This window comes from Arthrobacter sp. FW305-BF8 (assembly GCF_021789315.1).
In the GTDB taxonomy this organism is placed as follows: domain Bacteria; phylum Actinomycetota; class Actinomycetes; order Actinomycetales; family Micrococcaceae; genus Arthrobacter.
Window position 1 is genome coordinate 2,387,730 of sequence record NZ_CP084561.1, and the last position, 13,328, is coordinate 2,401,057.

At 66.5% G+C, this 13,328-nt stretch carries 9 protein-coding genes, 1 tRNA gene and 1 pseudogene; 4 read left to right on the plus strand and 7 right to left on the minus strand.

Annotated features, from left to right (window positions below; genetic code table 11):
* The first annotated feature begins 195 nt into the window (after positions 1–195).
* Both LFT45_RS10645 and LFT45_RS10650 read left to right on the plus strand, forming a co-directional pair.
* Complete coding sequence (locus tag LFT45_RS10645) at positions 196–2,352, plus strand: amylo-alpha-1,6-glucosidase (RefSeq protein WP_236808529.1); 2,157 nt, start codon at positions 196–198, stop codon at positions 2,350–2,352.
* Positions 2,353–2,478: 126 nt separating this feature from the next.
* Positions 2,479–2,689, plus strand: a pseudogene (locus tag LFT45_RS10650) (NAD(P)(+) transhydrogenase (Re/Si-specific) subunit beta); the annotation flags it as partial.
* Positions 2,690–2,763: 74 nt separating this feature from the next.
* Here the strand turns inward: LFT45_RS10650 and LFT45_RS10655 are convergent.
* Both LFT45_RS10655 and LFT45_RS10660 read right to left on the minus strand, forming a co-directional pair.
* A complete protein-coding gene (locus LFT45_RS10655; RefSeq protein ID WP_236808531.1) occupies positions 2,764–3,786 on the minus strand; it encodes an NADPH:quinone reductase in 1,023 nt (340 codons plus the stop codon).
* Positions 3,787–4,094: 308 nt separating this feature from the next.
* On the minus strand, positions 4,095–5,627 hold the full coding sequence (locus LFT45_RS10660) for an ATP-dependent DNA ligase (protein WP_236808547.1): 1,533 nt from the start codon (positions 5,625–5,627) through the stop codon (positions 4,095–4,097).
* A gap of 63 nt (positions 5,628–5,690) precedes the next feature.
* Here LFT45_RS10660 and LFT45_RS10665 point away from each other — a divergent pair, with 63 nt between their 5' ends.
* Complete coding sequence (locus LFT45_RS10665; protein ID WP_236808549.1) at positions 5,691–6,293, plus strand: dihydrofolate reductase family protein; 603 nt, start codon at positions 5,691–5,693, stop codon at positions 6,291–6,293.
* Positions 6,294–6,603: 310 nt separating this feature from the next.
* Here the strand turns inward: LFT45_RS10665 and LFT45_RS10670 are convergent, their stop codons facing one another.
* The 5 genes from LFT45_RS10670 to LFT45_RS10690 all read right to left on the minus strand — a co-directional run bounded on the left by LFT45_RS10670 (position 6,604) and on the right by LFT45_RS10690 (position 12,243).
* Complete coding sequence (locus LFT45_RS10670) at positions 6,604–7,563, minus strand: 2-hydroxyacid dehydrogenase (RefSeq protein ID WP_236808551.1); 960 nt, start codon at positions 7,561–7,563, stop codon at positions 6,604–6,606.
* Positions 7,560–8,759: a pyridoxal phosphate-dependent aminotransferase gene (locus LFT45_RS10675; protein WP_236808563.1), complete on the minus strand. Its 1,200-nt coding sequence runs from the start codon at positions 8,757–8,759 to the stop codon at positions 7,560–7,562. The genes LFT45_RS10670 and LFT45_RS10675 overlap by 4 nt, the downstream gene beginning before the upstream one ends.
* 224 nt (positions 8,760–8,983) lie before the next feature.
* Complete coding sequence (gene selB / locus LFT45_RS10680; RefSeq protein WP_236808566.1) at positions 8,984–10,777, minus strand: selenocysteine-specific translation elongation factor; 1,794 nt, start codon at positions 10,775–10,777, stop codon at positions 8,984–8,986.
* 3 nt (positions 10,778–10,780) lie between these two features.
* Positions 10,781–12,112: an L-seryl-tRNA(Sec) selenium transferase gene (gene selA, locus LFT45_RS10685; RefSeq protein ID WP_236808568.1), complete on the minus strand. Its 1,332-nt coding sequence runs from the start codon at positions 12,110–12,112 to the stop codon at positions 10,781–10,783.
* A gap of 36 nt (positions 12,113–12,148) precedes the next feature.
* Positions 12,149–12,243, minus strand: a tRNA-Sec gene (locus tag LFT45_RS10690).
* 63 nt (positions 12,244–12,306) lie between these two features.
* Here LFT45_RS10690 and selD point away from each other — a divergent pair.
* The gene (gene selD, locus LFT45_RS10695; protein ID WP_442863622.1) at positions 12,307–13,305 is read left to right on the plus strand and encodes a selenide, water dikinase SelD; all 999 of its coding nucleotides are present in this window, start codon (positions 12,307–12,309) and stop codon (positions 13,303–13,305) included.
* Positions 13,306–13,328 lie beyond the last annotated feature (23 nt).

Sequence of the window (13,328 nt, forward strand, 5' to 3'; positions counted from 1 at the left end):
GTGAGGTTTGCCCGGCTGTGGGACCGATCCGTTGAAGCACCTATGGGCCGTCACCAAGGTTTCGAACGCGGGGCTGGCATCACCTCGTGCACGGGCGTACCGTCGTTTTGACAATCAAGGCAGCGATCGCCTGGTTCGACCGGACACAAGGGCGCCGTCTGCTGAGCCCGTTGCAGTCAATCCTTGGAGGAGCCGATGGCTGGATGGAATGCTGACACTGCTGCCGGGCCCCTCGGTTCAGCAACGGTCACCTTGATAGAGGGGGCCTCCTTTTGCATCTCATCGGATAGCGGAGATCTTCAGCCTGAGTACCCGCACGGGGTTTTTGTCGAGGATACGCGAATCCTATCCCGCTGGAATTTGACCGTTAACGGCCAGCCGCTGGAGCCCTTGGCCGCCAAGACCAAGCAGCCCTATCGTGGTTTCTTCGTCGGTCGGGTACATCGCTCGGATGGATACGCAGACAGCCCGCTGATCGTCGAACGACTCCGTGAGGTAGGTGCCGGAATCCTGGAACAGATCACGGTCAGAAACTACTCACCAACCCCTGCCGAGTGCATTGTTTCCTTTAAAGCCGAAGCGGACTTCGCGGACCTCTTCGAGGTGAAAGAAGCACGCATACAGCGGTGCTGGGATGAAATCCGCCAGATTGATGGCGACGCACTCACTATCCGGGCCGGCTGGGAGGACATTCGGAAGGGCGTGGCCATCCAAGCCCCCGGAGCAGACATTACGCCGGAGGCGCTCACGTACCGCGTGACCGTCCCGCCGCACGGCCATTGGACCGCGGTCCTGACCGTGATACCCAGCATCGAGGGGGCCGACTACGCGACCGCGTTTGTCCACCGAGACGGGGACGGCTTGTCGCCCAGGGACCGGCGCCGGCAGGCGTGGGTGTCCAATATCCCGGTCGTGCAGATGGGTAACCGCTCCATTGAGCGGACTCTGCGGCGCAGCTACGAAGATTTGGGTGCGCTTCGCATTGAGGATCCTGACCACCCGGATCGGGTGGTGGTTGCTGCCGGCGCGCCATGGTTCATGGCGCTGTTCGGCAGGGACTCGTTATGGGCTTCGATCATGGCGCTGCCTGTCGACCCATCCCTGGCTGTCGGTACTATCCAGACCTTGGCTGACCGCCAGGGCAGCGTCGTGGACGAGATGAGCGAGGAGGAGCCGGGCAAGATCCTGCACGAAGTTCGGTTCGACGTGTCCAGCAGGTTGTCCTTGGGCGGCAAGTCCTCGTACTACGGCAGCGTCGACGCCACACCGCTGTTCGTGGCCTTGCTCGGGGAAGTCAGTCGCTGGGGTTTCGCCGCGGATACGGTTGCGTCACTAATGCCCAACGTGGACCGCGCGATGGACTGGATCCGGGACTACGGGGACAGGGACGGGGACGGTTTCGTGGAGTATGAGCGTCTCAACGACCGCGGGCTGATCAACCAGGGATGGAAGGACTCCTGGGACGGCATCAACTTTGCTGATGGCAGGCTGGCCGAGCCTCCGATCGCGCTGTGCGAGGTGCAGGCCTATGTATATAGCGCGTATTTGGCGCGCTCCTGGATAGCCTATGATTCCGGTGACGCGGACTTGGCCGTGAAGTACCGGGACCTCGCTGCACGGCTGAAGAGGCAGTTCAATGAACAGTTTTGGCTGCCTGAGCACGGCTACTATGCCGTTGCCCTTGACGCCAGAAAGAGACCGGTTGATGCCTGTGCTTCCAACATGGGTCACGGCCTGCTGTTCGGACTCATCGATGAGGACAAGGCCCCGCTCGTAGTGGAACGCCTGATGTCCCCTGAGATGTTCAGCGGATGGGGTGTCCGTACTCTGGCCAGCGACATGGGCGCCTACAACCCCGTCAGCTACCACAACGGGTCGGTGTGGCCGCATGACAACGCGATCATCGCGGCCGGTCTGCTTCGCTACGGCTTCGTAGCCGAGGCACAGCGGGTCGCAACTGCCCTGCTGGAGGCGGCCGAATATTCGGATGGGCGACTGCCCGAACTGTTCTGCGGCTTTAGCCGGGAGCACTATGACGAGCCCGTGCCGTACCCCACAGCCTGCTCGCCCCAGGCCTGGGCTGCCACCACCCCCATTATGCTTGTCAAGAGCCTGATGGGTTACTACCCAGATGTCGCCCTCGGCGGCCTATGGATGGATCCCGTCCTCCCGGAATCCTACGGCGGTGTGCACATCACCAACGCTCCCATGGCAGGCGGCCGTATCACCATCGACATCGCCGGATGTTCTGCGTCTGTCCGGGGGCTACCCGAGGGTATGGTGCTCCGGCACGGTTCGCGCCCTTGGGCGGCGGACCTCGTGGAACGTGCGGCAAGGCGCGGAAAGGCTTAGCAGGATCGGCGCCGGGCGGCGATTTCTCGTGAGTCCGAAATTCAGTGCGCCTTTTGGGTGGTGTTTCGGCACGGCCACCCGGTCGCGCGTTGAAGTCCGGAGACATCAAGAAGTACCCCCGGCAGCGTCCTGGAGATGGACGAGATCAACGAGGACCTTAACGGGATGTCGGTCGTCCTTGTCATTGGAGCTAACGACACTGGCAACCCGGCGGCGTCGAGGCATTCAAAGGCTCCATGGCCGCAGGCGTGCAGAACCCTCTGTTCTTCCGAGGCAACTCGCAGATGCTTGCGGCGACGCCAAACAACGCCTCGAGGACATCCTCCGTGCTTTTTAAACCCGTGACCAGGTCCTGAGCCCTTGCTGGAGAACGCCCTGCAGTCGAGTCACTAGGTCACGGGGAATTCAGGGTTATGGTGCGACGTCGATGAGCACCTTACCGATGGTGCCCTGCTCCACAGCGTCGTGTGCTGCACCGGTCGCCCGGAGTGGGAAGCGGGTTAGCGGCAGGCCGTGTTCTTCACCGACGCGCAACGCGCCGGCCTTCAGCGCCTCGGAGACGGCGGCGACGGCGTGCTGTTTCTGCTCGTCGGTGACCGTGTAGGTGAGGATGAACTGGTACCGGACGTTCTTCGTCATGCTTTCACGGATGGGAACCGTCACTGATTCCCCTGGATTTGCCGCGTAGATGGCTATGGTTCCGCTTGGCTTGAGCACCTGCACGCCGGTGTCGATGTTCGCTGGAGCGTTAACGTCGACGATGCTATCGACGCCGCCGGGGGCGGCCTGGCGGACAGCAGTGACAACGTCGTCGGTGCGGTAGTTGATGACTGTATGGGCTCCGGCTAGGCGTGCGAGTTCAGCTTTCCGGTCTCCGCTGACGGTGGTGATGACGGTTGCTCCGGCCCAGTTGGCGAGCTGAATGGAAGCGTGCCCCACTGCGCCTGCGCCGCCAGTGACCAGTACCGTGAGTCCCGCCAAGGCTCCGGGGGAGAGCCTGGCAGGGCCGTCCTCGTTCGCGGTCAGCGCCCGGTGCGCTGTCAGGGCGGGGATACCGACGGACGCACCAGTGTCGAAGGACTCAGCGTCCGGCAGCGGGACTGCTTTGGCCGCCGGTACGACGGCATACTCCTGTGCGGTGCCCTCGTTACTGCCCCAGGCGACGTCCCAGAGCCAGACCCGGTCTCCGACACTGAGCCCTGTCACTCCGGATCCGATCGCGTCGATCACTCCGGCGCCGTCCTGGTTAGGGACCTTCGGCGCTTCCAGGGCGGTGCTTACTCCTCCGCCTGCCCGGGACTTCCAGTCGGTGGGGTTCACACCGGAGACGACCACGCGGACCCGGACCTCATCCGTGCCGGGATGAGTCAGCGGTTTGTCCTGAAGCTTCAGCACTGAGGACGAACCTGTTTCTTCGTACACAATCGCTTTCACGTCTTCTCCAATGAGTCGGGTTACCCGTGGTCGGCCTTACGGAACCAACCTATCGAAGGACGGTGGCCCACTGCCGGTATCTTTGCACCCCAATCATGGCGCCGTATCGAGTGGACTATTGCAGGCGCGAAGGGTCGTTGAAATCGAGCGGCGGATTTCTCCGCGAATCAACGCTTAGCCAATGTCGTGCGCCGGACTCCGGCTGGCCTGAGAGAACGCTGATACGAAGCGAAGCGATGGCGTACGGTGCAGCGGATCTTTCACGGAGCGAATGGCGGCCCACCTCGGGCACGTGTTCTCCCTACCTTTCAGCCCGGTGGGGTACGGAGCAGGGCGCGCAAGGTCTGGATGGTGTCGGCCTCCGCGGCCGTCTTGTCGTCGCGGTAGCGCTTGACGCGCGCGAACCGAAGGGCGATTCCACCCGGATATCGGGGAGATTTCTGGACGCCGTCGATGGCGATCTCGACCACGGTGACCGGCTCGGTCCACACCGTACCCGCCGTACGCCGCACCTCCAACTCCTGAAACCTTTCGGTCTGCCATTGCAGCAGCGCGTCGGTGAGGCCCTTGAAAGTCTTGCCCACCATCACGTAACCGCCAGGTTCGCCGAACTCGCCAACAGGGTCCAGGGCTCCGAGGTGCAGATTCGACAGCAGCCCGGTGCGCCGTCCTGACCCCCATTCGCAGGCGAGCACCACCAGGTCGTAGGTGAGCACGGGCTTCACCTTGATCCAGTTCGAACCCCGCCGCCCGGCGGCGTAGGCAGAGCCCACCGCCTTCACGACCACGCCCTCATGGCCGGCGGCCAGCGCATCGCGTGACACTGACTCGGCAACAGCCGCATCCGCAGTGATTTTCCCCGGGATGCGGTGACCGGGGGCGATGCGCTCGAGCACGCCGATGCGTGTGGACAACGGCTCGTCGAGCAGGTCGCGCCCGTCAATGTGCAGCACGTCGAAGAACCACGGATGCAGCAGCGTGGCGCGCGCCGCGTTCGCCCCGAACCGGGACATGGTCTCCTGGAACGGCCGGGGGCCGCCGTCCTCGTCAAGGGCCAGGGTCTCGCCGTCGAGAATCACATCGCGCACGGGCAGTCCGCGCACCACCTCTACCACCTCAGGCAGCCGGTGGGTCACCTCCGCCAGGGTGCGGGTGTAGATGCGCACGTCGTCGCCGGCACGGTGCACCTGGATGCGTGCGCCGTCGAGCTTGTATTCCACCGACGCTTCCCCCGTCGCCTCCAGCGCCTCACTAGCACTCGCCGCGGTTGCGGCGAGCATGGGCTGCACGGGACGCCCGACGACGAGGCCGACCGCGTCAAGCTGGGCGGCGGTGCCTGTAATCGCCAGCAGGGCGGTCCCGCCGAGATCACCGGAGAGCATCGCTGCGCGGCGTACGGCCTCGAGGGGCCGGCCGGCGGCGCGGGCGACCGCATCCGTCAGTACGCCCTCGAGTGCGCCGGTACGAAGTTCTCCGAGCAGCACGCCGGCGATGAAGGCCTGCTCTCGTTCGGTGGCTTCCGCCATCAGAGTCCGAAGGGTGGCGGCGCGTTCCACCGTCGAGCCAGCGCCTGCGGCTGCCAGCAGCCGATCCAATGCAAGGTCGAGGTGCGCGATGGTGAGAGTCGGCTCAGGCGCGGGCTCGCTCCTTGCTGTCCTTATGCCGCTCCAGCCGATCCCGACTCGGCCCTGGCGAGGCTTAGCGGTGAGCAAGCCGACCGCCGTCGGGATGTCCGCGGGGTCGAGCCGGAGCAGCAGGCCTGCCAGTTCGTTGACCTTGGCGAGCCGGGAGCGAGTGGCCGCGACGGCTTCCGAGGTCCTCACGAGCTCATCGAGCAGCATGGCACCAGTCTGCCACGGCCGCTGGCTATGGACAGCGGCTGGACCCTGATCCAGAATGGGCCCGTGGGAATCATCGTCGCCAACCTGTTTGTCACCCTCGACGGCGTCTACCAGGCCCCGGGCGGCAGCGAAGAAGATACCGCGGGCGGATTCGCCTTCGGTGGCTGGCAGGCGCCGGTGTCCGACGACGAGGCCGGCGCTGCCATCGGCCAGGAGATCGGCCGCATCGACGCCCTGCTCGTCGGCCGGAAGACCTACGAGATTTTTGCGGCGTACTGGCCGCACCAGTCCGGCGAGATCGGCGGCACGCTCAACCGAGTGCCCAAGTTTGTCGTCTCCCATTCACTGGCTGCTCCGGCGTGGGCGGGCACCAAGGTGCTGCCAGATGCTGCGTCAGCGGGCCGGCTCCGTGAAGAGTTCGACGAGGTGCACATGTTCGGCAGCGGCGTCCTCATCCGGTCGCTGCTGGCGGCGGACCTGCTGGACCGCCTCCACCTGTGGCTTTATCCGCTCACCCTCGGGCAGGGCAAGCGCATCTTCGACGCCGGGACCGTCCCCGCCTCCTTCCGCCTCGCCGAGCCGGCGCGCACCTTCCCGAAGGGGGCAGTGTCGTTGGTCTACGAGCGCGCGGGCAGCGTGGCGACGCAGGACATGCCGGACGCCTGACGGTGATCGGCCCGTTTCAGACGACAGCTGCAGCTGGTCATTGGCCTTTCGCTGCATGTAGCCGCACATCGCGGCGAACTGACCCGAGGGCATGGCAGCAGTACGAACCCCGTCCTTGGGGACAGGGCTCGTACTCGTTTTTGCGTTGGACGTGCCGTTGGCGAGCTGAAACAGATCCCACTCCGGGGCCAATCACGCTGGTTCGTGCGAGCTTCTCAGGCGCGCCCTGCGCACCTGTCATGCTGAAGCTCGGCCGGCACTGCACTCCAGGTCCGCCGGGTATCGCGTTTCCGGTCGGGCCCGTACACCACTAGTCGATCGGCGTGGGCGGCTGCTCGCCGCGGAGTACGGCGAGCGTGTTGTCGGCGGCGAGTACTGCCATGGCGGTGCGCGTCTCGACGGTGGCCGAGCCGAGGTGAGGCACGAGTGTCACGTTTTCCAGGTCGAGCAACTCGGGGTGGACCTGCGGCTCCTTCTCGAAGACGTCAAGCCCGGCGCCCGCGATGACGCCTTCGCGCAGCGCGGCGGCGAGGGCCGCTTCGTCGACGATCGGTCCGCGTGCGGTGTTGACGAGGTAGGTGGAGCTCTTCATCGCTGAAAGCTGCTCGGCGCCGATCAGATGGTGCGTTGCCGGTCCGTAAGGGCAGTGCAGCGAAATGACATCGGAAACAGTCAGCAGCTCGTCGAGGTCGACCCGGCGGGCGCCCAGTTCCGCGGCGATCGCGGGATCGATCTCGCTGCGCGACTGGTAGACGATGTCCATGCCGAAGGCCTTGGCGCGGCGTGCTGTCGCCTGGCCGATGCCGCCCATGCCGACGACGCCGAGGGTCTTGCCCTGCAGGCTGGACCCGAGCAGGAAGAACATGCCCCACTTCCACGGCTGGCCGGCGCGGATGAGCCGTTCGCCCTCGCCGAGGCGGCGGGTTGCCATCAGGATGAGCCCGAACGCGATGTCGGCGGTGGCCTCGGTGAGCACGCCGGGGGTGTTGGTGGCGATGATGCCACGTCCGGTGCAGGCGGGCACGTCGATGTTGTCGTAGCCGACGGCGACGTTGGAGACGACCTTGAGCTGCGGGCCCGCGGCGTCGAGCAGCTCGCCGTCGATACGTTCGGTGAGGAGGCTCACGATGGCATCGGCCCCGGCCACGCGGCGCAGCAGCTCCTCGCGGCTGATCGATTCCGTTCCGGTCCATGCATCGACCTCGTGCTCGGCACGAAGCTTTTCCAGCGCTGCGTCGGGCACCCTGCCCGTAACGACTACCCGGCTCATGCGGTCACGATCCATTCGCGCAGCCGTCCGAGGCCCTCGCGGATAGATGACGCCTCGATGCCCGAGTAGGCGAGCCGGATGTACTGCCGGTCCTCACCGGGCAGGCGCCGGCCGAAATGCTCCCGGGTGCAGAAGGAGACGCCTGTCTTGTACAGGGCGTCCGAGGCGAAGTCGCCGACTGCCGTGTAGCCCATGCGCTCCATGACCTCGGTGACGTCGGGGAACAGGTAGAACGTCGACTGCGGCACGGCGACGTGCATGCCGGGGATGGAGTTCACTAGCTCGCAGGCGGTGTCGCGGCGCGTCTGCAGGGTGTCAAGCATCTGCTGCACGGAATCCTGGGGGCCTTGGAGCGCTTCGACGCCGGCCCACTGCACGTAGTGAGTGGTGCAGGACTCGTCGTTGGTGTTCAGCGTGCTGAGCACCTGGGCGATCTCGCGCGGGGCGACGGCGCAGCCCAGGCGTGAGCCGGTCATGGCGAACTTCTTGCTGAACGTGTAGAGGATGACGGTGCGCTCGGCCATGCCGGGAATCGATGTGATCGAGCTCGAGACGCCCTCGTAGCGGGTCTCGAAGTAGGCCTCGTCGGAGAGTACCCAGAGGTCGTGTTCGATCGCGAGCTGTGCGATGGCCTCGCGCTCGGCTGCGGTCGACTCGGCAGAGATGGGGTTCTGCAGGTCGTTGTAGATGATGGCGGCAGTGTTCGGGGTGATCGAGGCGCGGATCTGCTCAAGGTCGATCGCGAAGCCCGTGCTCGTGGGCACGTAGCGGTACGGCACGGCGGTGCCGCCGAGGTACTCGATCTGCGATTCGTAGATAGGGAAGCCGGGGTTGGGGTAGAGCACTTCCTGGCCGGGGTTCATGACCGCCTGCAGGAACTTCGTGATGACGGGCTTGCCGCCGGTCATCACCACCACGTTCTCGGGGGAGAACTGGACACCGCGGCGCGAGCCTATGTCGTCGGCAAGGGCCTCACGCAGTTGCGGGATGCCGGGCCCGGGGCAGTAGCCCGTGTAGCCGTCCGCGATGGCCCGGTTCATCGCTTCCACGATGTTCGGAGCAGTGGGGATGTTTATATCGCCGAGGTGGAAGGGGTACACCAGGTTCCCCTTTGCCTTCCAGGCGGCGGCTGCCTGTGCGACGCTGAAGGCGGTTTCGGTGCCCAGGCGTTCGAGCCGGTGCGCGAGCTTCTGCATGCTTGTTCTACTCCTCATCGAGTTGACGATCGATTCTCAGGCGAACCCATAAGTAATATATGCCGGAGAACAGAACTAATATATCAGAGTCGGTGTGATTCGGCATACAGTAGGCGGCTGTATGGTGAGCGCATTTAACCTGCGGGTTTAGCAGCGCCAGTGCCGAGGACAGTCGGAGTGGAACAACGCGGGTGACCGGCCACGAACACTTCGGTTTAGCCGGGTCAACGCACAATGGTGCGGTGACCGGCATCCAGGCGCCGAGTCCAGCCGCGTGAGTCGAGATATTCCAGCAGCGGAACCGCGACCCGTCGTGTTGTGCCGAGCACTTGGCGTGCCTGGCTCGTGGTGAATGGCTGCTCCAAGCGGGCCAGCTCGCGCATGGCAAGGGCCGGCGCCGTAGGCAGTAGCACCACCCCGTCGCGCAACCGCAGCAAGCGTCCAGCGCGCTCGGCGGCAGCCAGCTCGCGCACGCCCAAGCCCAGCGTGGCCAACTCATCGGCTTCCGGGGCATGGAACGCGTCTGCGGCAAGCCTGCGCTCCAACTCGGCGACAGCGGACCCGGCGGCGCCAAGGTTGGCATGGCTGCCGGGCAGCCGGACGTGGCCGCCCTCCTGTTCCAGGCCTGCATCGCGCACGACGGGGGCAAGAAGCCTCTCATCGGGCAGCTCGAGCAGATGCCGCGCCGCACCCTGCGAAAGTCCCGGTGCCAAGGGATCGCGCTCAAGCAGCACCCCGAGGGCCGTGCGCAGCCGGTGCTGCCATGCCTCGAAGAGGGGAGCATGTACCCACCAGTCGCCGAAAACAAAGACGCCGGACGGCGCCTCTGCGTCGTGCGCAGGCAGCAGCCCGAGCCGACGCAGGTGTTGTTCCTGGACCGCCCCGCGGCCCGCCACTTCACCCAGCACGTCGCCGGCGGCGTCCAGGCCTGCGAGCCGCTCCGCCCAGTGGACACCGTCGCCGCGCCGCCGCAAGGCCGGGGGATCGGCGTCGAGGATCTGCGCTCCGCCCAGCACGGAGCGGCTCCCGGGGTCGCGCAGCACCAGCCGGTCACCAAGGACGAGCGGCAGGCGCCTGTCCAGCACGAGCCGGGCGTGGTCGGCACCAAAGGGACGCAGCCGGGCTGGCACGGCCGCAGTACCGGCATGCACCATGATCTGCTCCGGCACATCCGTATAAGGCACACCGGTAGTTCGGTGGATGCCCATGACGCCCGTGATGGGCCATGCCTCGGGGGTAAGCAGAGCGTCTCCGCGGCGGATCTCGGCGGCGGAGACGTCACGCAGGTTCAGCGCAACCCTGTTGACAGGTCCCAGCGAGGGGTATGAGGTATCGCGGCTTTGAAGGCCACGGACCACTACGGGCCGCGAACCATCGTGGCCCAGCAGCTGCAGCCGGTCACCCTGTACGAGCGTTCCGGCTGCCAGTGTTCCGGTCACCACCGTTCCGGAACCGGTGATGGTAAAGGAGCGGTCCACCCACAATCGGAGCCGCCCTGTGGTGGTGGGGGAAGGCACGCCGGCCAGCACACCGTCGAGCGTGGCACGCAATTCCGCCAGGCCGGTACCCTCGGTGGCAGACACTGCAACTGCGGGCGCGTTCTGCAGACCTGTTCCGGCCAGCTCTCTGCGGGTCCGGGCCAGCACGTCAGCAACCCGCCCTGGCGCCAGGTCCACCCTGCTGAGGACAACGACGCCGTACTCAATCCCCAACGCAGCGATGGCGTCCCGGTGATCGCTGGACTGCGCCTGCCAGCCCTCATCGGCGGCGACGACGAAGCAGACGACGGGCGCCGGCCCGATTCCGGCCAGCATGTTGCCGAGGAAGCGTTCGTGGCCCGGTACGTCCACGAAGGCAACATCCTGCCCGGATGGCAACGTGGTCCAGGCATAACCCAAGTCGATGGTCAGGCCGCGCCGCCTCTCTTCCTCCCAACGGTCTGGCTCCATGCCGGTAAGCGCGCGCACCAGCGTGCTCTTACCGCAATCGACATGTCCGGCGGTGGCAACGACATGCACTGCTTAGCCCGCCCTGCCTGCATCCGCAGGGTCGAGGGTTGCCAGGGCGCGGCGTACCGCGTCGAGAATCCGGTCATCGTCCCCTTCGGGCACGCAGCGCAGATCGACCAGGCACGAGCCGTCGTGGACGCGCGGAAGCACAGCCGGGTGGCCGGCACGCAAGGGCCCCGCGAGCTCTGCTGGAAGCCGGACCGCCCATCCCGGCAGGTGAACACCGGGCGCTCCGCCGCCGCCGACCCGGCCATCGTGCGCCACGACAGGCACCCGCAGGGCCTCGGCGAGCCGGTCGGTACGGCTCCGCAGGTGTCCCAAGTCCGCGTGCAACGCCTGGACAACCGGCGGTGGTCCGCCCGCGAGCGTCGCCTCCAGCGCGGCGAGGGCAAGTTTGTCCGCACGGACGGCACGGGCAAGCGGGTGGCGCGCCAACCGGGTGATGACCTCTGCGCTACCGAGCAGCAAACCGGCCTGGGGGCCGCCCAGCAGTTTGTCACCGCTGGCGATGACGACGTCGGCCCCGCTTGCCAACGCGGTGGCGGCATCCGGTTCTTCGGGCAGGTGCGGATCGGGCGCCAGCAGTCCACTGCCCAGGTCGGCCACGAGTGCAACCCCGTGCGCCGCGGTCAGCGAGCTCAGTTCGCCCAGTGGAACGGCGGAGGTGAATCCATCCACCCGGAAGTTGCTCGGGTGGACCTTGAGTACGCAGCCGGTGGCCGGTCCGAGGGCGCTGGCGTAGTCCCGCAGGTGCGTCCGGTTGGTCGTGCCCACCTCGTGCAGGGTCGCGCCCGTCGATTCGATGAGGTCCGGCAACCGGAAACCGGCACCGATCTCAACCAGTTCCCCGCGGCTCACCACGACCTCCCGGCCGGCGGCGAGGGCCGTGGTGGCCAGCACCAGCGCGGCAGCCCCGTTGTTGACCACCAGCGCGTCCTCCGCAGCGGGACACGCGGCGAGCAATGCAGCCCGGGCACCGGCGCCGCGGCGGGAGCGGTTGCCCGTTGCCAGATCGAGTTCCACGTCCACGTAGCCGCTGGCTGCGACAAGTGCTTCAACGGCACCGGCGGAAAGCGGGGCGCGACCAAGGTTGGTATGGACGATGACGCCAGTTGCGTTGAGCACCGGCCGCAGGGTTGTCGCGGTACGAGTAGCGACGGCGGCCAGCAGGGCCGGTTCCACCTGGGCGGGAGCGAGCTCACCGCGCCGCGCCTGCTCCTGGGCTTCCTGGACGAGTTCGCGGATGACGCGTCCACTCAGGCGCTTCCCGGCTCTGCGGACGGCCGGCAGGGCCAGCAGATCATCGGTGCGCGGAATTAGGCGGCGGGGATCGACCTGGTCCACAGTCCCTCCTCGTACCGCCTCGTGCCCGTCGGTGGTTGGCGGAGGCGGACGGGAATCGAACCCGCCAGGCCGAGATACTCGGCCTCACCGGTTTTGAAGACCGGGGGGCCCACCAGGACCCGGACGCCACCGCGTTCAATTTAGCAGATTGCCCACGGGGGTACGCTAGGGACGTGAACGAGACCCAGACGTCTATTCCACAGCACGGCGCGCTCGGCGCTGTCCGGCTCACCGGCTATGCCCACGGTGGTGGGTGCGCGTGCAAGATTCCGCCCGGCGAACTCGAAGAAGCGGTTCGCGGACTCACCGGCCAACCCGGCGCGGACGTGCTGGTCGGTCTGGACAGCGGCGACGACGCGGCTGCCGTCCTGGTGCGTGACGATCTGGCGGTGCTCTCTACCGCTGACTTCTTCACCCCCGTCGTCGACGACGCCTTCGACTGGGGTCGGATCGCGGCCGCCAACGCGCTCTCGGACATTTACGCGATGGGCGGCCGCCCGATCATGGCGATCAACCTCGTAGGCTGGCCCCGGGGCGTGCTGCCACTGGAGTTGATGACTGAAGTCCTCCGCGGCGGTCTTAGCGTCGCGGCTGAGGCGGCGTGCCCGGTGATCGGCGGTCACTCCATTGACGATCCGGAGCCGAAATACGGGATGGCCGTAACCGGCGTTGCCCATCCCGACCGGTTGTTGCGCAACGACGCCGCCGGGCCCGGGCTGCCCCTCACGCTGACCAAGCCGATCGGCGTCGGACTGCTCAATAACCGGCACAAGCAGACCGGTGAGGTGTTCGCCGAAGCGGTGGCGACAATGACGCGCCTCAATCGAGACGCGGCCGGGGATGCGGTGGCGGCCGGCGTGCGTGCAGCCACGGACGTGACGGGCTTCGGCCTGCTTGGACATCTGTACAAGATGTGCCGCGCCTCCGGAGTGGGGGCAGTAATCGATCGGAAGGCGGTACCACTTGTCGACGGCGCCCGGCAGGCCCTGCGCGATGGCTTTGTTTCCGGTGGGACCCGGCGCAATCTTGATTGGGTTCGACCGCAGCTAAGGGTCGCTGCCGGTGTCACCGAAGACGATCTGCTCCTCCTTGCCGATGCGCAGACCTCGGGTGGCCTGCTCGTCGTCGGCGAGTTGCCCGGGCATCCCGTGATCGGGCATACGGTCGTGGGCCAGGGCATCGAGATCCGCTGAGCCCGCTGAACCAGAGCTGGCCG